We start from the raw sequence: 14,916 nt of genomic DNA on the forward strand, positions 1-14,916 counted from the left end.
TCATGACGACTATCGTTTGGGATGGCAAGATACTTGCCGCAGATAAGCAGGTAACAAATGCAGATTCAGGCCATGGGATCACAACAAAAATCTTTCGCGTAAACGGGTCTCTTGTTGCTGGAGCTGGAAGTGCGGATGTGTTCAGTTCTTTGTTGCACTGGTACATCAACGGAGCCATTGAAGAGGATTTCCCATCTATCCAAGCTGACACTAATGACGCAACCTTTATGGTCATATCTCCGGAAGGTCGTGTGATGTTTTACAACCGAACTCCGCATCCGATGATTATTGAAAATGAGTATACAGCTATGGGTTCCGGTCGTGACTATGCACTTGCTGCATTACACCTTGGCTGTGACGCAGTAAAGGCCGTGCAAGTTGCCTGTGAGTTTGATGTCTACTCGGGACGTGGCATTGACACGTTGACGCTGTGATTTCAATTCCAAAGAACAAGCGCGAAGAGAACGCAAATTACAGAGCTCTGGCGCGCGATAAAGAGTGCACGCTACGTGTGCCAGGGGTTTGCTGCTACGACCCCGCCACGACCGTTCTGTGCCATTCCAACAAGCTTTCGGATGGCAAGGGTAAGGGTTACAAGGTCAGTGACTTCAAGGGAGTTTGGGGTTGCTACACATGCCACACATGGCTCGACCAGGGAATGGCGTCAGCCGATGAAAAAGACGAGACCTTCAACACCGCCATGAAGCGGATGGAGAAGGAGCTCGAGAAAATCGTCGCGTATCAGATGACCAAGTCAAAAGAACGCGACGCTGCCTGGTGGGCGTTAGAGCGCATCAGAGCGATACCCGCGAAGTAAGTGCGGCAGAATCTCGTGAGTTGGTATAGAGGTGTGCGCGTAGACGCAGTGTCCACCAGTCATATCGCGGCGCGTGTACACATGATCCAGCACTGAAATTGTTTTTGCTGCTCCAAGACCTGCGGTTTCGACTGGCTTGTACTCTCGTATGGTTATCGCTGGGTGGGAGCTCATCACGGCGCGCCAATCTCCGTCGGCAGGGCCTCCCAAAAATATGTATCCTGTTGTCATGGGTCAGTCCTTGAATTTTGGTAATGCTTGCCAGTGCGTCCAATCGTCCACCTTGCGGTAAACGCTGTGATGCGCAACGCCGTAGCGTCGGTTGATGAGTTGAAGCTTCACGCCAGAGGGTGGGGGAACTTCGCTAATGGGAATCCAGAACAACTCAGTATTCACTGCAGCTGCTCCGTCTGATGTGGTCTTGATTGTCACTTGGTGTCTTTCGGGTAGGCCAGGTCAAGGGTGAACTTGAAGTTGTCGCCTTGGTGTATGTTGATATTGAGGGTGTACTCGCGCTCATAGGGCACGCCGTTGGCATACCTGCCACTCACGCGCACGAGACCGAGCTCCAGGTTTTCACCGCCCATGATTGCGAGCGTCTCGCCGTCAGTCATGTAGCTCATGCCGAACCGACTTTCTGAATCGCTTCCGCAATGTCAATGCGGTCGCACATGATCTCGGCGTTGTCGCTGACAGGGCGAGTGGCCACCACGCGGAAGCACATGTCGCGAGCCAGTGAGAAGCCGTGAGCCATGGCGTTGTTGCTCATGGCGGTCAGGCGGTTCTCGAGCTCGACGGCATTCTCGATCATCACTGGGATGCCAAGCGCCTCAGACAAAGCCTGAGCCAAGCGCCAGTTGTGTTCTACTTCTTCGGTCATATGACTCCTATGTTAGCGAGGACCAAATCGCACTAGGCGATAGCGTTTGTTGTTGATTTTCAGGTACAGACCTGCGTGCCAAAAGATTTTAGGCGACTGCCAGATTAGGGCGATTTTCATGCAAGCTCCCAGCGAATGATGAGGCGCTTGATGCGCAGCCAGCCCGGTGACTTCAGACACCAGCTGATGTGCTTACCCTTGAGGCTGATGCGCCAAGGGGCTAGTGGCTTTGGCTTGTTGGCGCGTGTGCGGCGCACAGGGCAGTCACGCCCTTGGCAGCAGTTTCCGTATGAGTCGCAGCAATTCATGCGACCTCCGTCTCGGTGCGGTAGTGGTTGAACTTGATGCCCATGTCGGCAGCTGGTCCGTACCCTTCAATGAAGGTGTCGTCGTCGCACAGTCCGCGCACATGCATCTGAGCCAAGTGCTCCAAGTGCCCGTCAATTGTGTGAATCGGGAAAAAGCTCTCGCGGAATTCCTTCATGAACTCCTCGCCGAACTTTGACTCATCAACGGTTACCTCGACCTCCATGGTCACGTAGACAGTTTTTTTCATGACTGGCTCCGGTAGTTGGCATGGCTCTCACGGACCTCAATCTTTAGGTCGTAGTGACCCAAAGCCAGTGGCTTACATGCCTCAGTTTCAATTGTCAGAGTAAATCCAAGGGCGTCGGCGAGCTGCACGAGTGCAATCGCGCGCTCAGCCAGGACTTGTTGTGTTACGGCATCGGTCATACGGTTTCTTTCAATGGCTCAGAGATGAGCTTCTTGCACTTGCGGATGCAGGCATCACACACCCAACGGGCGTACTTACCTGGCTGGCTGTTGCCGAATAGGCGGCCAGCGTTGTCTTCGGACTTGCCGCAGAATGAGCACTTGCCTTTAACGCGAGGCTCTGGCTTTGGATCATTGAACTGGATTACTTCGGCGGTCATTCGGCAGCTTTCAAGGCCTCGTCGGTGATGATCGAGAGATCCATGCGCGACGCGAAGAACCCGTACTTCTCTTTGACGTGAGCCTCAATCTCACCGCGAATAGTGGATGCGCGCTTGTTAGTCTCGGTGTACAGCGTGTAGGTGATGCGGTTGCCCCAGCAGGTGTCGCCCGTGTACGAGTGAATGCTTGGCTTGCCCAGCTGCGAGTGGATGTAGCTCTTGCTGCGCGCAAGGGTGGTGAAGCAGCGGTCATCAACAACCAAGTACTCGGCGTTTTCAGCGAGTACATTCAGCTTCTCGCACTTGAACTCATTGCGTTTTTCAATGATTCCAGACGAGTCGGATATTTCGACTCTGTAGTGGTTGATAGTGGTCATAACTTTGGCTCCTCTGCGAGACCTATCCACTCCTTATTCTGGGAGGCGAACTCGTAGCCGGGCTCTTTCCATGCGCTTTCGCGATTGCCTGCTGCGCATCCCCAGATGCGGTCGGTGGCATCGAAATAACTGAACATGAACATCTCGCCAAGGCGCTCTCCGGTATCAAGGTCAAGCTCGCGGGTGAAGTACACGCCACTGCGGACGGGGAGAATGTCTGGCGGGAATGTTGGCGTTAGTATTCGGCCTTCGGTATACGGGATGTCAGTGTAAGAAAGGTTTTTCATTTTCCTGCTTTCAATTTTTGATGTGCTATTTCAATTGCTTTGCGTACCCATGCGGATGCATCGCCATTAGATAGCTTGATGAGTTTTTCTTTGTGCTCTTGTGTTAGCGAGAGGTTAATTCGAGCTGAAACGTCCTTAGCCCCATCTACTGGGGGGCGACCGGCTTTTCGCTTCATGCAACCTCCTTTGCTTTTAGTGCGTACTTGGCAATGGTCTTCCCGTTGGGAAGCTCGAGATCTTCAGTCTCAATTTCGTGACCCTCTTCGCGTAGGTCTTTGATGCGAGCTGCTAGACGAAAGCAGCCGTACTTGGTCAAAGCTTCGATAGCTGTGATTGGTCCATTCTTTTGCATATGCTCAAGAATGTCTGCACATTGACTCATTTTTAATTCTCCTTTTAAGTTGATCGGTCTTTTGTTTACTTGCATTGATCATGCAAATTTCTCTTGGTTTCTACTCAAGAAATATTTCTTTGAAGATTTTCTGTAGGCCTCTGTCACGGCAAGTGAATCAAGCCCTGTGTGAATGCACAAATCGTGAAACCATTGAGTTTCCGGATGAAAGAACCAGTGGTCGCCATCTTCAAATGCCTGCCCAAGCAGGTGAATCACAAGCCTTCCCTCTGGCATCTCACGAATTCCAACAGGCATCCAGCGGTGCATCAGTTTTCGAAACTGATAGGTCTGAGCAAATAGTTTCTTGGCCATAGTCAAGCAGCCAAAAGCTCGTACATGGATGGGACTGTGAAGTATTCAAAATTGAATGCTCCCCATGACTGACTTTTGGGTCCCGCAAGGATTCCTTGACCATCCGAGTAAAGAACCGCAACACAGTCTTGGTTGAACTGAGTGCACAGCTGGTGCATGGCCATCTCAAAGGTTTCTTTGCTGCCAGCAAATTCAATGCTGATGACAGCTGTAGTTGCCTCGACAATTTCATCTTCATTGTTGACGTATCCGGTATTTCGAATCTCGCCAACGCAATGCACGAACCAGCCGCGCACCTTGTTGATAACTGCTTGGTATTTGTCCTCGATGGAGTAGCCAGGAAGTGCTTTATCGTCCAGCTCTACATTGATGATTGCTTGCATTTGATTTCCTTTGATACAACAGGAAGTTGTTAATAAAACAAAATGTTAAAACCCGAGCCAAAAAAGACTCGGGTACAGATTAGGCGGAAGCTTCTTCGGTTGATGGTGTGAAGATTTTTCCATGGATGCTTCCGCCAGCGGCGTTTAAGCGATCCAGCTTTTCCTGCGCTTCAGTAGCGGCGTGTTCGCCACTAAATGTCTCAAAGCCAACGAAGCTCAGGCCAGCATATTCAGCAACCACAATCTTGCCTTCTGCGAGATGCTTGGGGATTGATGCGAGGATGGCTTTGTTGTTGTTTGCGTTAATTTGATTTAGATCGTTCATGATGTTCTTTCAGTGGTTTGGTGATGGCGAATGCTCATCAAGGAGCCCACAGCATGGGCTCACAGATGGGTTATCCAAAAATCAAATCCTCGCGTGCACTACGGCTTTGAAAAGTCTTTAGTAGGTTCGCATGCCCAACAGCAACGTCATACTCGCGCTGCTCATTGCGAGAGATTGGCAAGCCATGCTGTTTTGCAACCTGGGCGGTTACTAGTGATGATGCTTTGCCTACGTCAATCAATCCGATGGATACCAGAGGAAGAAGTATGGCAATCATTTTTTGAGCGCCCGCCTGAGAGTCTGCCACTTGCTTAGCAATGATGGCTTTAGTTGCCACCTCAATAGCTTCTTGATTTGTTGAATGAGAAGTCAAGCTTCCTGATGGATGAAGCAGCTCGTAAGTGCGATTCCAGCCGCCATGACCATTGGCAATCTCACGGATTTGAATCACGAATGGGTAGATGTTGCCTATGCTGTGGTTTTGAATGCTGCTTCCGTCTGCGCTATGGCCTTGATAACTCATGGGGTACTCCTTGAAACAATTTGTTGCTGATGAAACACATTATTGCGCATGAAAAAACTTTGTCAAATCATGCGCAATAATGACCTTCAATTTCTGTCGGGTAACGACTTTGCTAAAGCATCCGCCAAGTTTTCTTGTGCCTCTCGTAAGCGCTTTTCCGCCTCCTCTAGCACCTTCATGCGCGCATCAAGCAGTTGATCGCGCAGATAGTTTTTTACATCTTGAGGGACATCAATCCAATCCTCATCCACGGTATTTGCCCATTCGAGTGCACGTCCGTGGTGTTTTTTCTCTTGTGCGCGCCACTCTTCCACGGCCTCGGCATACAGCTTGCGCACAATCTCTTTGGCTTCGTCTTCTGACTCGCATGGGTAGACATTTGTCTCGCTTCCGCTGCCATCGCCCCAGCGGTTGATGCGCCATTGCAAATCGCCCTTGGTGCTGCCAAACAGGGTGAGTAGCTTCATGTCGCTATCGTATCGGTCTGGGCTCTTCAGTGCGTCCTCTTTGCTAACCAGTTTGATCTCATAGCCGACTTGCAGGAAGTGTGTGAACTTGCCGTCCATGTAGTCTTCAATACGCTGCAGCGCCTGGTGCTGCTTGAGTTTCTTTAGTTGGTCTTGGTAGAGACGGCCGGACTGGTCGAGCTCCGCGTTGATGCGCTTGAGCTCAGCACGCTTTTCAGTAATCAGCTTATCGAGCTCGTCGACCTTAGCCTCAAGCTTGACTGTTGGTGGGGTCAGGAAGACTTCACGCCACTCCTCAGGTTGACCCCAGTGCGGCTCGCCATATTCTTGCTCGTACTCTGGCGCGACCAAATGTGCTCCGCCATAGGAGGCGATGTACGCGCCTTGCTGGCCATGGATGTTGTAGACGGTATCGCCTTTGTTGAATGTGTTGTTGGTGTTCATTTGAGTGGTTTGTAAGTTGGTGGATTGGAGTAGCGCTGAATGAATGCAGCATCTCGCGCCTCAGCCTCTTCTTTGGAGAGGTGTGTGATTCGATTTGATGTGTCTGCTCTTGGCTTTTTATTTTTAGTCAATAGCAGCGCTCCATCTTTTTTCTTTTGACGGTAGTTGGCTAGATAGAGACGGCGCTGCTCAGCATTTATTGGTTTTTTTGCTGGGCGAGGGCAGTCATCTGGAACATGAACTGCCTTGTAGACAGCTTGTGCTTTTTCGCCGTGTGGCTCGACCCAATGTGAGCAATACACATCTGGCATGCGTTTAATCGCACGATAGATGCTTAGACTTTTTCCTTGAATAACATGGTTGATTTCTTTCAAAGTCATGCCTTCTGGAAACTTGCGCAAGAGGGCTCTGATCTTGATTCTGAATAGCCCGCCTCGAGCATCTCGCTTGCTTGCTTTTAATACCTCATCTGTCATTTTGCACACTCCGTGTATGCTGGCTTGTCGCAAGCTCTCCAAATATAAATATCAAGTGCAGACGTCACAATTCCAAGAATAAGGACGATGTAAAAAATAGGGTTGGGCTTCATTTTTTCTCTCCATGTTTTGTGATGGGGTTGAATGTGCCTTTGGCAAATCGACGGAACAATGATTCGCGTTTGCGAAGTGCTCGGATATCGCTTGATGTGCTACCCAGTATGAAGAAAGCAACATCGCCGGATTTATTTTTAACGTTGAGTTTGTAGTGAGTCCCGCCAGTGATTTCAACTGATAGGACCTCTAGCCCCTCTTTTCTGGCCATTTGCATGGCATCGCGTTGACCAGATTTCATTGGATTGCTCCGGTCTTGCCTAATTGAATCATCTGAAAGCGCAATCCTTCAAGCTTGCTGTTTGCCTTGAAGATTTGGTTGTCAATCAACTTGAGCATTTCTGCCTGAACAGCCTCAAGGCCTGGCGTCACGCTCCCGTCTTTGCGGACAGCGTAGTAGTGGTTCGAGCCAATCATCAAACTGTGCCCCTCTGGCTTGACCCAATCATTGCGATTTTCTTCAAGGCGGTAGAGGGCACTGCACTGGCTGATGATTTGCTCAGCTATGTTTTTCATTTGCTCTTGGTACGTCATACTTCACCGCCTTCGGTGTCATCTGATGGAAGGTGTTGAATACTGATGAAATTGCTGCATTTCATTGCCGCATCGATAGCCAAATCAAACTCATGGGGCATTAGATTGGATGAGCTGCCATCGCCCTCACAAACAAACAATGGCTCGATGAATCCCTCAATCAAAAGCTCATCATTTCCATCGCAGCGATCTGCATTTGTGTCACGCAGCCATTGGTATCTGGCGGCATCTTTAAGCTGGACATCAAGATTTCTCAAGACTTCTGCCTCGATGGCCTCGTGGTAGTGGTGCATCCATGTGGCGCCGTATTTCTCTGTGAGCTCGCCGCGTATTTCGCCGGCTCGCTCTGTTGTGATGATGCTCATTGCCTTGTCCTTAAAAAGTGATGTCGTTTTGTGTGATGGATACAGGGTCATCGTCGACCCAGATGTTTGGGCGAATGCCTAGGCTGGCCAAGTAGTCGGCCTTGGCTTGGCCACCTGTGCAGTGGATCGTTATTGACGTGTCCAACTCGGGGGCGAAGGCACGGCCGGTGCAGATCACGATCTCGTGGCCTTCTTCACGGGCGGTGGCGGCGAACCGCTCCCACAGGCGTGGCGATGATGAATACGTGTTGTCGTAGTCGATCGCTATTAGCAGAGCTTCTGACATTACTTTCTCCTAAAAAATTGTTGATGAACTAATTGTTGCGCAATAAACAAATTGTTGCAAATGGAGCGAAAAAAAGACCTTCAGATTCACTCGGACTTTGATTCAACCCACCATTCACGACTTCCTTGTGCGCTCATCCATGGCTTGAATGGAGCGGGGTGCACATGAATACTCTCTGCTATACAGGAGTTGATTCCCCACTTGCAGGCCTGCCTCCACGCATGGCGTTTGCTGGCAAAAACTCTGTACTTGGGTGCACCTTGCTGCATATAGCGAGGGGGGTAGACGATGAATTCCTTGCGGCGGTGCGTCATGCGAAGCTCCCAAAGGTGATCGGCGTCTTGTCCGCGGCTTGCAGGTAGGCCACGTTAAGTGCATTGCGAGCCTCACGCAGGCGCTCGGACTCTTTGAAATGGTGGTAGTCAAAGTCATAGCCGGCGTAGTGCTCGCGCAGCTGGGCGACCTCAGCTTTGGCCTCGAGGTATTCGTCTAAGAGTTCTGTGAACGTGCTCATGGTCGGGCTCCTTTCAGTAGTGATGGATCTCGCTTTACGGCCGCCGCCATTGGCGCTGCCAGCACTGACATCGCCAAGTCTTTGGCAACTGCGTTGACGAATTTTGGAATCCAGGTTTCTGGTGATGCGTCAAACATGTCGATGCGGAAATCTGTCGTAAGCTTCTTGCCATTGACGGAATAGACAAAACGCAATAAGTGATCGCCAGTGAGATGCTCAACCATGGTATGAATCACACCGTCGAACCGGTTGTCGTTCAGTGTGATCGCCTTGATGACCTCGGCCTTGGACTTGGCCTCCATTTCGCGCAACAGCTTGACCGATTCATCTGTTGGTGCGCGCTTCTCGGTGATAGTGACGTCGGCGCGAATTGAGCCGGACTGGTGAATTGTGGTTCTGTCAAACATTAGTGCTCCTTGGCCATGGCTTCACTTGCTGCCAGACGGTTTTCTGTGGCGTGTACGGCACCTCGCCGAGCACATCCTGGGTGAGCGGCTCCGCACGGTTCACGCGGGTCGCGGCCTTCTCAATCAGCTTGGCCGGCTTGAATGGCACATACGGCTTGCGCACATACGCTGGGCGAGGTGCATTGACAGGCTCAGGCACGCATGCCCAGACCTGACGCTGACCGTTCCAGCTCTTGACGTAGCAGCCGTAGGTGGCATGCAGGCGCTTGGCCACGTTGGTGTACTCGCGCTCTAGCGCATTGGAGATGGTTCCAATGTCGAGGCCTTCGGGGTGCTTCAGCAGCAGATCACGTAGGCGCTTGGATGTGTTGGCGTTCATGGATGCTCCTTTGTCTCTTCAATGAGGCGAAGATAACGACCGAGCACCTCGCACCAAACTTTGTCGGGAGAGTCCACCAAGGCGAACTGATGCCAGAAACCGTTTCCGCTCCAATTAAAGCCAAGATAGACAAGTCGCTCAGGTTGTCCGATCCAGTTGTATTTCCCGCCTACATTCATGACTGCCCCTTGATGCCGTGGGCGGCTTCGGCATCTCCGATACCCCACGCATACCAAAACCACGCATCTTTTTCACCAAGTGCTTTTAGTTTTTCTCTTGCGCGAAACATTGGGACAATCTGCTCATCCGTCAGCGTCTTGCGCTGTGGTGCAAAAATTATGACGCGCTCCCATACGCTTAAATCTGCTTTGGCTTTTGGGAACATCATTGCAATATCAAGGAACTCAAATAGCTTTTCATTCATGTGCTGAGTTGCTTTTTCATCGCTGTCAATCACAAGCGGCTTGCGCTGTGGTGGGGTGGTGTAACTAAGCAAAGGCACTTCACTCATGGAAGGATAAAGCGATGGAGTATTCATACCCATGTCGGCAATCAGTTTGTGAGCATCTTCTTGGGTAGCGCAGATTTGTTGCCATGTCTTGCCGCCAACAACCCAAACTGTTTTTATCACAGTCTCATGTTTTGGCTCTTTTGGTTGTGGATTGTTTACCCAACCAGCGCCAAGGCATTTTTTGCAAACGTGTTCCATATCTGCCAATCCTTCATGGCAGTTGCCACACTCTACAAGGACAGGCTCCTGCTCTGGCTGTGCCAAGGCTTTTTCTTTCCAGTAATGCACATCACACAAGTCGCCTTGGTCAATGTCTTCTTTGTATAAATTGAAAGCGTAGCTTCCACAGTGGCAGCGTTTCATAACGGGCTTTCTTCAAAGTTGTCAGGGTTGAATTTCGGCACGCGATTGCCGCGGTCCATGGGGTTGGGGTAGGGCGGGAATGGCCATGCATTCATGACGAGGCCTCCTGTGGCGGCTCAAACAATTCCCTTATCGCGTGCTCGGCGGATACAGGGTCTGTGCTGCTGTAGATTTGAATACACCGCATAGCGATAGCCATAGCGAGTTGGCGCTTGAATGGCATCTTGGCGTGCTGGAACCGTCGCGTGCAGCCAGCTGCAGAATTTGCCACCGCGATGAGTCTGAGTAGCTCTAAGTCTTGTTTGGTGTTCATGCAACCGCCTTGTCTTTGATCTGCTCAGACACCCAGTTGCGCATCATTTTCCAGCGGCGGCTTGGCGCGGTTTCATCAGGCATGCGAACTGATCTGGTGTGCCGTCCCCAGTGCGGGTAATGAGGTAGAGATGGGCCGCAGATCTCAACGTCCACAAATTTGAAGTCGCCAATCCACTCATCATTCATGTACATAATTTCTTGAACCAATGGCGCGGCCACGCCAAAGCGCTCGGCGACAATGCGTTCGTCGCACCCGTCCTCGGCGTCACCAAGGTCGTCCATCTTTGTGCCACGCGCAGCACCGAGCACACCGAGGGTGCAGTACTCACCGGTCGCCTGTGCAAAGCTGTTGGGGTACAGCCGCTTATCCGGCATGGCATCAAGCGCAGTGAGTAGCTCGCTCAGCATGGCCTGGCCGCGCTTACCGCGGATTGAGCTGGCCACGCGACCGCGCCACATAATGTGATTCCAGTGGTTGTCTATGTCGTCTGAGTATCCGCTGCGGCTCATTTGTTGGTCTCCTTGCCGCAGCGATATAGGAACCACCACGCCAGGTAGTACATTGGGCTGACGGCGATCACTGCGATGATTGTAATTTGAGTGTCTATCATGCGTTTTTCTCCTTGAATAGCTTGATAGCCCGGTCAATGACATCGGCGCGGCTGCCGCCGTAGTTGTCATCAAGAAGAGCTTGTTTGTCGGCAATGGTTAGATCGACCCACTTGCGTAGTACTTTTGGTGATGTCGGCGACACTGATGTCGCTGACTTGCGGTGAGGCACTGAGAGGCCGATGGGTTTGCGGGTCATGCTCAGTAGTTCCAAGGCTTTGCGCCCAGTGTTGCGGCGCGGTGCTTGGCTATGGCTTTGGTGGCGTAATAGCCTTCGGTTTTAGCGCCTTGAATGTTCGGCGTATCGCTGACAATCAGCTGCCATCCGTTGCCGATCTTGAAGATGTTTGCGTAGAGCATTTGGACTCCTTAGTAGTTGCGGGGTAAGAGGGCGTCGCGGCCAGAGAGCTTGGCCACGAGCTTGCAAATGGGGTCAGCCACCGCGGCATGCGCCAAGTAGCGGACCTCGAGGTTGTGAGTGATGTACTCGGCGATCCAGAGCGCGACGCCCTGAGTGTTGATGGCGCGACGAACGCGGTAGGTGGCGGGTGTCATGCGCAGATCCTTGAGGTACGCTTGTACGTAGTGAGAATTTTTCTGGCGGTGGTGTCTGTCAGAAAATGTGAATGCTTCATGCGATAGAAAGTTTTTTCATGTACGCCAGTTGCCTTGCAGGCTGCGCAAAGGCCGCCAGCATGCTGCTCAATCTTTTCGAACAATGCAATAAATGCAGGCACCTTGGATTGGATGATGAGATTTGCTCTTGGCATGATTGATCCTTAAGCAGCTGAGATTTGAATGCTGCAAGCGCAGGCCAAAACTTTTCCAGCCTTGGCGCGTCGACCTTCGGAGAGAAGATCTTTGGCGTGCATGGCGCCGCCAACGGCAGCGGCCCAGTTCTCATTACGACTATTCAATGGGACCCTGTTCAGGATGCTGATAGCGGTATCGATCTTGCGCATCAAGCCATCGCTTGGCTTGGTGGAGATGGCGTAGCCGCCATGGGGCTTGGTAGTCAATGTCATTGGAACTCCTTAAACATTTTGTTGCTGATGAATGATATTGTTGCGCAGGAAATAAATCTGTCAATAGATAATCCCTACAAAGCACTCGGGTATTGGTTCATACGTCAACGATTTAGGGGATTTCATAACACAGATTTGCCCCTGTATTCGCCAAAATAGAAATAAATGTTTGCACGTATCAACAAAATGTTGTACAATCACTGCATCGAAAAGATTGACGGCGACACCTGTTGGTTCGCCGAACAAATAACTACACGGCAGCGCCATTCCCCCTCTGAGGGAATAGTCACGCCTCCAGATATCGCGGGTTAGATCAGAAGCAGATCAGTTGGTTCATACCCAAAAGGACGAAGGTGCGAGTCCTTCACCCGCAACCAAACAATCCCTTATCCGAGCAATTGGACTAGGGCGAACAAACCCGCTTCGGTGGGTTTTTTCACATATACCGGACCAGCATGAAACTAATTGACGACTGGAAGACGGTCGCAGTTAAAGCATGGAGCATGCGACTTGCGCTGCTCTCCGCAACATTTTCTGGCGCTGAAGTAGCGCTACCGTATTTCAATGGCATCGTCCCGCCTGGGACCTTTGCTGTTCTCGCCTTGGTGATCTCGGTCGGCGCTGCGCTCTCGCGCCTTGTCCATCAACCCAAGATGTACCAATGACACCCCAGCAAAAGAAAGCAACAGCTGTCGCATTGGCGACTGCATTAGCTGTGCCTGCTGAGGGCTTGCGTCAAGTTGCCTACTATGACCCACCCGGCATCCTCACGGTCTGCGAGGGTCACACGGGAAAAGACATCATCAAAGGTAAGGTGTATAGCCTTGCCGAATGTAAGGCGTTTCTCAGCGCCGACATGCAAAAAGCAGTAGATGAAGTTGATCGATGTGCTCCTGATTTGCCTGACAATGTGCTGGCTGCCTTCGGTGATGCTGCTTACAACTTGGGGCCAAAGATTGCTTGCGATCCTGCGCACTCGACTGCTGCGCGTTTACTAAAGGCGCACAACATTACTGGCGCTTGCAATGAGCTCACAAAATGGGACAAGGCGAGCGTCGCTGGACAAATGATTTCCCTGCCAGGTCTCACCAAACGCAGACAGGCTGAAAAAGCCCTGTGCCTTGGAGAGATCCAATGATCAAGACATTCACGAAGAACGCTACCGGAAAAGACTGGGTAGTTGGTGATGTGCATGGGCACTTCAAACGCCTAGAAGACGCACTGGACAAGATCGGCTTTGATCCTGCAAAGGATCGCCTCTTTAGTACAGGCGACTTGGTAGATCGCGGACCAGCGTCCGAGGAGGCAATCGATTGGTTGGCTAAGCCGTGGTTTCATGCTGTCATGGGTAACCATGAGCAGATGGCCATCGATCATGTGTCCGGCAATTCAGATCCGCGCCTCTACCTGCAAAACGGTGGTGCTTGGTTCTTGAGCCTGCCAGACGCTGCCCAACAAGACATTGCCTGCCAGTTCGCAGTGCTGCCGATCGCGATTGAGGTAGAGACAGACAACGGACTCGTTGGCATCGTGCACGCAGAAGCCCCGCTCAACAGCTGGGAGATGATGCGATACGCTTTGACTGAAGCTGATGAGTACGCCCGCAACCAGTGGATCGTCAACTGCCTGTGGAGCCGCACCAAGATCAATGGAGCAGATGACCGCCCTGTGGCTGGCATCTCCGCCGTGATCTGTGGTCACACGCCATTGTCGGAAGTCGTCGAGGTTGGCAACACCATCTTCATCGATACCTATGGATGGGGACCAAATCACAAGGCTGGCGCACTGACTTTCGTTGACTTATCAGACCTAAGTACAGTCAGCATTCATCGTGATATCAGCGTGATATCAGCCTGATATCAATACGACATCAGGTTGATACATGACAGAACAATTCAGAATTTTCGCTGTGGCAATCGTTTTTGCCATGGTTGCCGCTTCTGGCTTTTGGGTAGGTGAAGAACACATCCAAGCCAAGTGGGACAAACAAACTAAAGAGCAGACCGAGCAGCGCATCCAAGATGAGCGCGTCGCCCGATCTGAAGAACAACACAAAGCTGCTGACGCAATCAGGATCACAGATGAACAAGCCCAAAGCAATGCCATCGCTGCTGCTGACGCTGCTAGCGCTCAGCGCACTATTGACAGCCTGCGCGGGACCATCGTTCGTCTCAACTCCCGTACAAGCCCCAGTGACTCTGAAGCTGCCGGATACGCTCGCGAAGCGTCCATCGCTAGAGAGTTACTCAATACGTGCTCAGCAAGATACGCAAGTCTGGCAGCAGAAGCTGACGGATTACGAATTCAAACCCGCGGCCTCATCGATTGGTCTGAAGCAGAAGTAAAGTAGCATGCCTCCAGATACCAGCCTGGCCGTAGCCATTTCCAAGATCGAGTCATTGTCTGAGGACATGGGCGACATCAAGAGTTCGATGAGAGAGCTGGCTCAGGCCGTCTCACGTTTAGCTGTTGTAGAAGAGCGTCAGTCCAGCATCAATGAATCCATTGGCCGCTTGTTCAAAACGATTGAGTCCTTTGATAACCGACTCAAGAGCTTAGAGCAGCTGCAACCCATTCAACAACAAACCAATGGCTGGATTCAGTCAGGGGTTCAATACATCATCGCCGCCGTCCTTGGCGCCATCCTTGCTGGTGTGATTCGCACACCTCCGACACTGCCATCGGTGCAACCTCCAGCAATCGTCAGTAAGTAACACAATGAGCAACCTTCCGATCAATGAAACCCAAGACTCCCAAGTCGACGAGACAAACGCAACCCAAGGGTTGGATCTCGACTCGGATGCACCCTTGGCTCCCGCATGCCCGCTGAACCCAGCTGATGGCACTTGCGAGGCTTGCCAGTAAGGTGAGATC

42 protein-coding genes and 1 tRNA gene are annotated in these 14,916 nt (G+C 51.5%); 9 read left to right on the forward strand and 34 right to left on the reverse strand.

Going from position 1 to position 14,916, the window contains the following annotated elements; genetic code table 11:
- The first annotated feature begins 2 nt into the window (after window positions 1–2).
- Both ICN24_RS05900 and ICN24_RS05905 read left to right on the forward strand, forming a co-directional pair.
- Window positions 3–434 carry a hypothetical protein gene (locus tag ICN24_RS05900; RefSeq protein WP_216221993.1) on the forward strand — a complete coding sequence of 144 codons (432 nt, stop codon included), beginning with the start codon at window positions 3–5 and terminating at the stop codon, window positions 432–434.
- Window positions 431–817, forward strand: coding sequence for a nuclease domain-containing protein (locus tag ICN24_RS05905; protein ID WP_216221995.1), 387 nt, complete (start codon window positions 431–433; stop codon window positions 815–817). The genes ICN24_RS05900 and ICN24_RS05905 overlap by 4 nt, the downstream gene beginning before the upstream one ends.
- Here ICN24_RS05905 and ICN24_RS05910 read toward each other — a convergent pair.
- From ICN24_RS05910 to ICN24_RS06075, 34 genes are all read right to left on the reverse strand, one after another.
- Window positions 785–1,048, reverse strand: a complete 264-nt coding sequence (locus tag ICN24_RS05910; RefSeq protein WP_216221997.1) for a hypothetical protein — start codon at window positions 1,046–1,048, stop codon at window positions 785–787. The two genes, ICN24_RS05905 and ICN24_RS05910, sit on opposite strands and share 33 nt — an antisense overlap.
- A gap of 3 nt (window positions 1,049–1,051) precedes the next feature.
- Window positions 1,052–1,249, reverse strand: coding sequence for a hypothetical protein (locus ICN24_RS05915; protein ID WP_216221999.1), 198 nt, complete (start codon window positions 1,247–1,249; stop codon window positions 1,052–1,054).
- Entirely contained in the window at window positions 1,246–1,431 is a 186-nt protein-coding gene (locus ICN24_RS05920; RefSeq protein WP_216222001.1) for a hypothetical protein, read from the reverse strand. The genes ICN24_RS05915 and ICN24_RS05920 overlap by 4 nt, the downstream gene beginning before the upstream one ends.
- A gap of 5 nt (window positions 1,432–1,436) precedes the next feature.
- A complete protein-coding gene (locus ICN24_RS05925; protein WP_216222003.1) occupies window positions 1,437–1,697 on the reverse strand; it encodes a hypothetical protein in 261 nt (86 codons plus the stop codon).
- A 116-nt stretch (window positions 1,698–1,813) separates the two neighbouring features.
- A complete protein-coding gene (locus ICN24_RS05930) occupies window positions 1,814–2,005 on the reverse strand; it encodes a hypothetical protein (protein ID WP_216222005.1) in 192 nt (63 codons plus the stop codon).
- Complete coding sequence (locus ICN24_RS05935) at window positions 2,002–2,253, reverse strand: hypothetical protein (RefSeq protein ID WP_216222007.1); 252 nt, start codon at window positions 2,251–2,253, stop codon at window positions 2,002–2,004. The genes ICN24_RS05930 and ICN24_RS05935 overlap by 4 nt, the downstream gene beginning before the upstream one ends.
- On the reverse strand, window positions 2,250–2,432 hold the full coding sequence (locus ICN24_RS05940; RefSeq protein ID WP_216222009.1) for a hypothetical protein: 183 nt from the start codon (window positions 2,430–2,432) through the stop codon (window positions 2,250–2,252). Before ICN24_RS05940 ends, ICN24_RS05935 begins: the two co-directional genes overlap by 4 nt.
- Complete coding sequence (locus ICN24_RS05945; protein WP_216222011.1) at window positions 2,429–2,632, reverse strand: ClpX C4-type zinc finger protein; 204 nt, start codon at window positions 2,630–2,632, stop codon at window positions 2,429–2,431. The genes ICN24_RS05940 and ICN24_RS05945 overlap by 4 nt, the downstream gene beginning before the upstream one ends.
- A complete protein-coding gene (locus tag ICN24_RS05950) occupies window positions 2,629–3,009 on the reverse strand; it encodes a hypothetical protein (RefSeq protein WP_216222013.1) in 381 nt (126 codons plus the stop codon). The genes ICN24_RS05945 and ICN24_RS05950 overlap by 4 nt, the downstream gene beginning before the upstream one ends.
- Window positions 3,006–3,296 carry a hypothetical protein gene (locus ICN24_RS05955; RefSeq protein WP_216222015.1) on the reverse strand — a complete coding sequence of 97 codons (291 nt, stop codon included), beginning with the start codon at window positions 3,294–3,296 and terminating at the stop codon, window positions 3,006–3,008. Before ICN24_RS05955 ends, ICN24_RS05950 begins: the two co-directional genes overlap by 4 nt.
- On the reverse strand, window positions 3,293–3,472 hold the full coding sequence (locus ICN24_RS05960; protein WP_216222017.1) for a hypothetical protein: 180 nt from the start codon (window positions 3,470–3,472) through the stop codon (window positions 3,293–3,295). The genes ICN24_RS05955 and ICN24_RS05960 overlap by 4 nt, the downstream gene beginning before the upstream one ends.
- Window positions 3,469–3,678, reverse strand: coding sequence for a helix-turn-helix domain-containing protein (locus tag ICN24_RS05965; RefSeq protein WP_216222018.1), 210 nt, complete (start codon window positions 3,676–3,678; stop codon window positions 3,469–3,471). Before ICN24_RS05965 ends, ICN24_RS05960 begins: the two co-directional genes overlap by 4 nt.
- 48 nt (window positions 3,679–3,726) lie before the next feature.
- Entirely contained in the window at window positions 3,727–4,002 is a 276-nt protein-coding gene (locus tag ICN24_RS05970; protein WP_216222019.1) for a hypothetical protein, read from the reverse strand.
- A gap of 2 nt (window positions 4,003–4,004) precedes the next feature.
- On the reverse strand, window positions 4,005–4,385 hold the full coding sequence (locus ICN24_RS05975; protein WP_216222020.1) for a hypothetical protein: 381 nt from the start codon (window positions 4,383–4,385) through the stop codon (window positions 4,005–4,007).
- Between the two features lie 79 nt (window positions 4,386–4,464).
- Entirely contained in the window at window positions 4,465–4,710 is a 246-nt protein-coding gene (locus tag ICN24_RS05980) for a hypothetical protein (RefSeq protein WP_216222021.1), read from the reverse strand.
- A gap of 70 nt (window positions 4,711–4,780) precedes the next feature.
- The gene (locus ICN24_RS05985; protein ID WP_216222022.1) at window positions 4,781–5,233 is read right to left on the reverse strand and encodes a hypothetical protein; all 453 of its coding nucleotides are present in this window, start codon (window positions 5,231–5,233) and stop codon (window positions 4,781–4,783) included.
- Between the two features lie 86 nt (window positions 5,234–5,319).
- Window positions 5,320–6,051, reverse strand: coding sequence for a hypothetical protein (locus ICN24_RS05990; protein ID WP_216222023.1), 732 nt, complete (start codon window positions 6,049–6,051; stop codon window positions 5,320–5,322).
- Between the two features lie 89 nt (window positions 6,052–6,140).
- On the reverse strand, window positions 6,141–6,620 hold the full coding sequence (locus ICN24_RS05995; RefSeq protein ID WP_216222025.1) for a hypothetical protein: 480 nt from the start codon (window positions 6,618–6,620) through the stop codon (window positions 6,141–6,143).
- A 109-nt stretch (window positions 6,621–6,729) separates the two neighbouring features.
- On the reverse strand, window positions 6,730–6,975 hold the full coding sequence (locus ICN24_RS06000; protein WP_216222027.1) for a hypothetical protein: 246 nt from the start codon (window positions 6,973–6,975) through the stop codon (window positions 6,730–6,732).
- Window positions 6,972–7,268 (reverse strand): DUF4461 domain-containing protein, encoded by a 297-nt coding sequence (locus ICN24_RS06005; RefSeq protein ID WP_216222029.1) that lies wholly within the window; start codon window positions 7,266–7,268, stop codon window positions 6,972–6,974. Before ICN24_RS06005 ends, ICN24_RS06000 begins: the two co-directional genes overlap by 4 nt.
- Window positions 7,265–7,633 carry a hypothetical protein gene (locus ICN24_RS06010; protein WP_216222030.1) on the reverse strand — a complete coding sequence of 123 codons (369 nt, stop codon included), beginning with the start codon at window positions 7,631–7,633 and terminating at the stop codon, window positions 7,265–7,267. The genes ICN24_RS06005 and ICN24_RS06010 overlap by 4 nt, the downstream gene beginning before the upstream one ends.
- A gap of 10 nt (window positions 7,634–7,643) precedes the next feature.
- On the reverse strand, window positions 7,644–7,919 hold the full coding sequence (locus tag ICN24_RS06015; RefSeq protein WP_216222032.1) for a hypothetical protein: 276 nt from the start codon (window positions 7,917–7,919) through the stop codon (window positions 7,644–7,646).
- A gap of 86 nt (window positions 7,920–8,005) precedes the next feature.
- Window positions 8,006–8,233, reverse strand: a complete 228-nt coding sequence (locus ICN24_RS06020) for a hypothetical protein (RefSeq protein WP_216222034.1) — start codon at window positions 8,231–8,233, stop codon at window positions 8,006–8,008.
- The gene (locus tag ICN24_RS06025; RefSeq protein WP_216222035.1) at window positions 8,230–8,433 is read right to left on the reverse strand and encodes a hypothetical protein; all 204 of its coding nucleotides are present in this window, start codon (window positions 8,431–8,433) and stop codon (window positions 8,230–8,232) included. Before ICN24_RS06025 ends, ICN24_RS06020 begins: the two co-directional genes overlap by 4 nt.
- Entirely contained in the window at window positions 8,430–8,840 is a 411-nt protein-coding gene (locus ICN24_RS06030; RefSeq protein ID WP_216222036.1) for a hypothetical protein, read from the reverse strand. The genes ICN24_RS06025 and ICN24_RS06030 overlap by 4 nt, the downstream gene beginning before the upstream one ends.
- Entirely contained in the window at window positions 8,833–9,219 is a 387-nt protein-coding gene (locus ICN24_RS06035; protein ID WP_216222037.1) for a hypothetical protein, read from the reverse strand. Before ICN24_RS06035 ends, ICN24_RS06030 begins: the two co-directional genes overlap by 8 nt.
- Complete coding sequence (locus ICN24_RS06040; RefSeq protein ID WP_216222038.1) at window positions 9,216–9,398, reverse strand: hypothetical protein; 183 nt, start codon at window positions 9,396–9,398, stop codon at window positions 9,216–9,218. Before ICN24_RS06040 ends, ICN24_RS06035 begins: the two co-directional genes overlap by 4 nt.
- Window positions 9,395–10,093, reverse strand: coding sequence for a hypothetical protein (locus tag ICN24_RS06045; protein WP_216222039.1), 699 nt, complete (start codon window positions 10,091–10,093; stop codon window positions 9,395–9,397). The genes ICN24_RS06040 and ICN24_RS06045 overlap by 4 nt, the downstream gene beginning before the upstream one ends.
- A gap of 309 nt (window positions 10,094–10,402) precedes the next feature.
- Window positions 10,403–10,918 (reverse strand): hypothetical protein, encoded by a 516-nt coding sequence (locus ICN24_RS06050; RefSeq protein ID WP_216222040.1) that lies wholly within the window; start codon window positions 10,916–10,918, stop codon window positions 10,403–10,405.
- Between the two features lie 97 nt (window positions 10,919–11,015).
- On the reverse strand, window positions 11,016–11,216 hold the full coding sequence (locus ICN24_RS06055) for a hypothetical protein (protein ID WP_216222041.1): 201 nt from the start codon (window positions 11,214–11,216) through the stop codon (window positions 11,016–11,018).
- A 2-nt stretch (window positions 11,217–11,218) separates the two neighbouring features.
- Window positions 11,219–11,377: a hypothetical protein gene (locus ICN24_RS06060; protein ID WP_216222043.1), complete on the reverse strand. Its 159-nt coding sequence runs from the start codon at window positions 11,375–11,377 to the stop codon at window positions 11,219–11,221.
- Window positions 11,378–11,386: 9 nt separating this feature from the next.
- Entirely contained in the window at window positions 11,387–11,572 is a 186-nt protein-coding gene (locus ICN24_RS06065; protein WP_216222045.1) for a hypothetical protein, read from the reverse strand.
- Window positions 11,569–11,787 carry a hypothetical protein gene (locus ICN24_RS06070; protein ID WP_216222047.1) on the reverse strand — a complete coding sequence of 73 codons (219 nt, stop codon included), beginning with the start codon at window positions 11,785–11,787 and terminating at the stop codon, window positions 11,569–11,571. Before ICN24_RS06070 ends, ICN24_RS06065 begins: the two co-directional genes overlap by 4 nt.
- 9 nt (window positions 11,788–11,796) lie before the next feature.
- Complete coding sequence (locus tag ICN24_RS06075) at window positions 11,797–12,042, reverse strand: hypothetical protein (protein WP_216222049.1); 246 nt, start codon at window positions 12,040–12,042, stop codon at window positions 11,797–11,799.
- Between the two features lie 302 nt (window positions 12,043–12,344).
- Here ICN24_RS06075 and ICN24_RS06080 point away from each other — a divergent pair.
- The 7 genes from ICN24_RS06080 (at window position 12,345) to ICN24_RS06110 (ending at window position 14,907) form a co-directional block, all read left to right on the forward strand.
- Window positions 12,345–12,419, forward strand: a tRNA-Met gene (locus tag ICN24_RS06080).
- Window positions 12,420–12,497: 78 nt separating this feature from the next.
- Entirely contained in the window at window positions 12,498–12,707 is a 210-nt protein-coding gene (locus tag ICN24_RS06085) for a hypothetical protein (RefSeq protein ID WP_216222051.1), read from the forward strand.
- Window positions 12,704–13,180, forward strand: a complete 477-nt coding sequence (locus ICN24_RS06090) for a lysozyme (protein ID WP_216222052.1) — start codon at window positions 12,704–12,706, stop codon at window positions 13,178–13,180. Before ICN24_RS06085 ends, ICN24_RS06090 begins: the two co-directional genes overlap by 4 nt.
- The gene (locus ICN24_RS06095) at window positions 13,177–13,899 is read left to right on the forward strand and encodes a metallophosphoesterase (RefSeq protein ID WP_216222055.1); all 723 of its coding nucleotides are present in this window, start codon (window positions 13,177–13,179) and stop codon (window positions 13,897–13,899) included. Before ICN24_RS06090 ends, ICN24_RS06095 begins: the two co-directional genes overlap by 4 nt.
- 25 nt (window positions 13,900–13,924) lie before the next feature.
- Window positions 13,925–14,392: a DUF2514 family protein gene (locus ICN24_RS06100; RefSeq protein ID WP_216222056.1), complete on the forward strand. Its 468-nt coding sequence runs from the start codon at window positions 13,925–13,927 to the stop codon at window positions 14,390–14,392.
- Window position 14,393: 1 nt separating this feature from the next.
- On the forward strand, window positions 14,394–14,756 hold the full coding sequence (locus ICN24_RS06105) for a hypothetical protein (RefSeq protein ID WP_216222057.1): 363 nt from the start codon (window positions 14,394–14,396) through the stop codon (window positions 14,754–14,756).
- Between the two features lie 4 nt (window positions 14,757–14,760).
- On the forward strand, window positions 14,761–14,907 hold the full coding sequence (locus ICN24_RS06110; protein ID WP_216222058.1) for a hypothetical protein: 147 nt from the start codon (window positions 14,761–14,763) through the stop codon (window positions 14,905–14,907).
- Window positions 14,908–14,916 lie beyond the last annotated feature (9 nt).

It is taken from the genome of Polynucleobacter sp. UK-Kesae-W10 (genome assembly GCF_018881575.1).
GTDB lineage: Bacteria > Pseudomonadota > Gammaproteobacteria > Burkholderiales > Burkholderiaceae > Polynucleobacter.

Coding starts and splice junctions, on each gene's coding strand:
- ICN24_RS06045 (WP_216222039.1), bottom strand. CDS start 10,093: ATGAAACGCTGCCACTGTGGAAGCTACGCTTTCAATTTATACAAAGAA.
- ICN24_RS06110 (WP_216222058.1), top strand. CDS start 14,761: ATGAGCAACCTTCCGATCAATGAAACCCAAGACTCCCAAGTCGACGAG.
- ICN24_RS05970 (WP_216222019.1), bottom strand. CDS start 4,002: ATGGCCAAGAAACTATTTGCTCAGACCTATCAGTTTCGAAAACTGATG.
- ICN24_RS05925 (WP_216222003.1), bottom strand. CDS start 1,697: ATGACCGAAGAAGTAGAACACAACTGGCGCTTGGCTCAGGCTTTGTCT.
- ICN24_RS06070 (WP_216222047.1), bottom strand. CDS start 11,787: ATGCCAAGAGCAAATCTCATCATCCAATCCAAGGTGCCTGCATTTATT.
- ICN24_RS05985 (WP_216222022.1), bottom strand. CDS start 5,233: ATGAGTTATCAAGGCCATAGCGCAGACGGAAGCAGCATTCAAAACCAC.
- ICN24_RS05910 (WP_216221997.1), bottom strand. CDS start 1,048: ATGACAACAGGATACATATTTTTGGGAGGCCCTGCCGACGGAGATTGG.
- ICN24_RS06035 (WP_216222037.1), bottom strand. CDS start 9,219: ATGAACGCCAACACATCCAAGCGCCTACGTGATCTGCTGCTGAAGCAC.
- ICN24_RS06085 (WP_216222051.1), top strand. CDS start 12,498: ATGAAACTAATTGACGACTGGAAGACGGTCGCAGTTAAAGCATGGAGC.
- ICN24_RS05930 (WP_216222005.1), bottom strand. CDS start 2,005: ATGAATTGCTGCGACTCATACGGAAACTGCTGCCAAGGGCGTGACTGC.
- ICN24_RS06105 (WP_216222057.1), top strand. CDS start 14,394: ATGCCTCCAGATACCAGCCTGGCCGTAGCCATTTCCAAGATCGAGTCA.
- ICN24_RS05980 (WP_216222021.1), bottom strand. CDS start 4,710: ATGAACGATCTAAATCAAATTAACGCAAACAACAACAAAGCCATCCTC.
- ICN24_RS06040 (WP_216222038.1), bottom strand. CDS start 9,398: ATGAATGTAGGCGGGAAATACAACTGGATCGGACAACCTGAGCGACTT.
- ICN24_RS05900 (WP_216221993.1), top strand. CDS start 3: ATGACGACTATCGTTTGGGATGGCAAGATACTTGCCGCAGATAAGCAG.
- ICN24_RS06015 (WP_216222032.1), bottom strand. CDS start 7,919: ATGTCAGAAGCTCTGCTAATAGCGATCGACTACGACAACACGTATTCA.
- ICN24_RS05995 (WP_216222025.1), bottom strand. CDS start 6,620: ATGACAGATGAGGTATTAAAAGCAAGCAAGCGAGATGCTCGAGGCGGG.
- ICN24_RS06010 (WP_216222030.1), bottom strand. CDS start 7,633: ATGAGCATCATCACAACAGAGCGAGCCGGCGAAATACGCGGCGAGCTC.
- ICN24_RS06100 (WP_216222056.1), top strand. CDS start 13,925: ATGACAGAACAATTCAGAATTTTCGCTGTGGCAATCGTTTTTGCCATG.
- ICN24_RS06000 (WP_216222027.1), bottom strand. CDS start 6,975: ATGAAATCTGGTCAACGCGATGCCATGCAAATGGCCAGAAAAGAGGGG.
- ICN24_RS05955 (WP_216222015.1), bottom strand. CDS start 3,296: ATGAAAAACCTTTCTTACACTGACATCCCGTATACCGAAGGCCGAATA.
- ICN24_RS06050 (WP_216222040.1), bottom strand. CDS start 10,918: ATGAGCCGCAGCGGATACTCAGACGACATAGACAACCACTGGAATCAC.
- ICN24_RS06020 (WP_216222034.1), bottom strand. CDS start 8,233: ATGACGCACCGCCGCAAGGAATTCATCGTCTACCCCCCTCGCTATATG.
- ICN24_RS06075 (WP_216222049.1), bottom strand. CDS start 12,042: ATGACATTGACTACCAAGCCCCATGGCGGCTACGCCATCTCCACCAAG.
- ICN24_RS05960 (WP_216222017.1), bottom strand. CDS start 3,472: ATGAAGCGAAAAGCCGGTCGCCCCCCAGTAGATGGGGCTAAGGACGTT.
- ICN24_RS06025 (WP_216222035.1), bottom strand. CDS start 8,433: ATGAGCACGTTCACAGAACTCTTAGACGAATACCTCGAGGCCAAAGCT.
- ICN24_RS06090 (WP_216222052.1), top strand. CDS start 12,704: ATGACACCCCAGCAAAAGAAAGCAACAGCTGTCGCATTGGCGACTGCA.
- ICN24_RS05920 (WP_216222001.1), bottom strand. CDS start 1,431: ATGACTGACGGCGAGACGCTCGCAATCATGGGCGGTGAAAACCTGGAG.
- ICN24_RS05975 (WP_216222020.1), bottom strand. CDS start 4,385: ATGCAAGCAATCATCAATGTAGAGCTGGACGATAAAGCACTTCCTGGC.
- ICN24_RS06030 (WP_216222036.1), bottom strand. CDS start 8,840: ATGTTTGACAGAACCACAATTCACCAGTCCGGCTCAATTCGCGCCGAC.
- ICN24_RS06095 (WP_216222055.1), top strand. CDS start 13,177: ATGATCAAGACATTCACGAAGAACGCTACCGGAAAAGACTGGGTAGTT.
- ICN24_RS06005 (WP_216222029.1), bottom strand. CDS start 7,268: ATGACGTACCAAGAGCAAATGAAAAACATAGCTGAGCAAATCATCAGC.
- ICN24_RS06060 (WP_216222043.1), bottom strand. CDS start 11,377: ATGCTCTACGCAAACATCTTCAAGATCGGCAACGGATGGCAGCTGATT.
- ICN24_RS06055 (WP_216222041.1), bottom strand. CDS start 11,216: ATGACCCGCAAACCCATCGGCCTCTCAGTGCCTCACCGCAAGTCAGCG.
- ICN24_RS06065 (WP_216222045.1), bottom strand. CDS start 11,572: ATGACACCCGCCACCTACCGCGTTCGTCGCGCCATCAACACTCAGGGC.
- ICN24_RS05940 (WP_216222009.1), bottom strand. CDS start 2,432: ATGACCGATGCCGTAACACAACAAGTCCTGGCTGAGCGCGCGATTGCA.
- ICN24_RS05950 (WP_216222013.1), bottom strand. CDS start 3,009: ATGACCACTATCAACCACTACAGAGTCGAAATATCCGACTCGTCTGGA.
- ICN24_RS05965 (WP_216222018.1), bottom strand. CDS start 3,678: ATGAGTCAATGTGCAGACATTCTTGAGCATATGCAAAAGAATGGACCA.
- ICN24_RS05945 (WP_216222011.1), bottom strand. CDS start 2,632: ATGACCGCCGAAGTAATCCAGTTCAATGATCCAAAGCCAGAGCCTCGC.
- ICN24_RS05935 (WP_216222007.1), bottom strand. CDS start 2,253: ATGAAAAAAACTGTCTACGTGACCATGGAGGTCGAGGTAACCGTTGAT.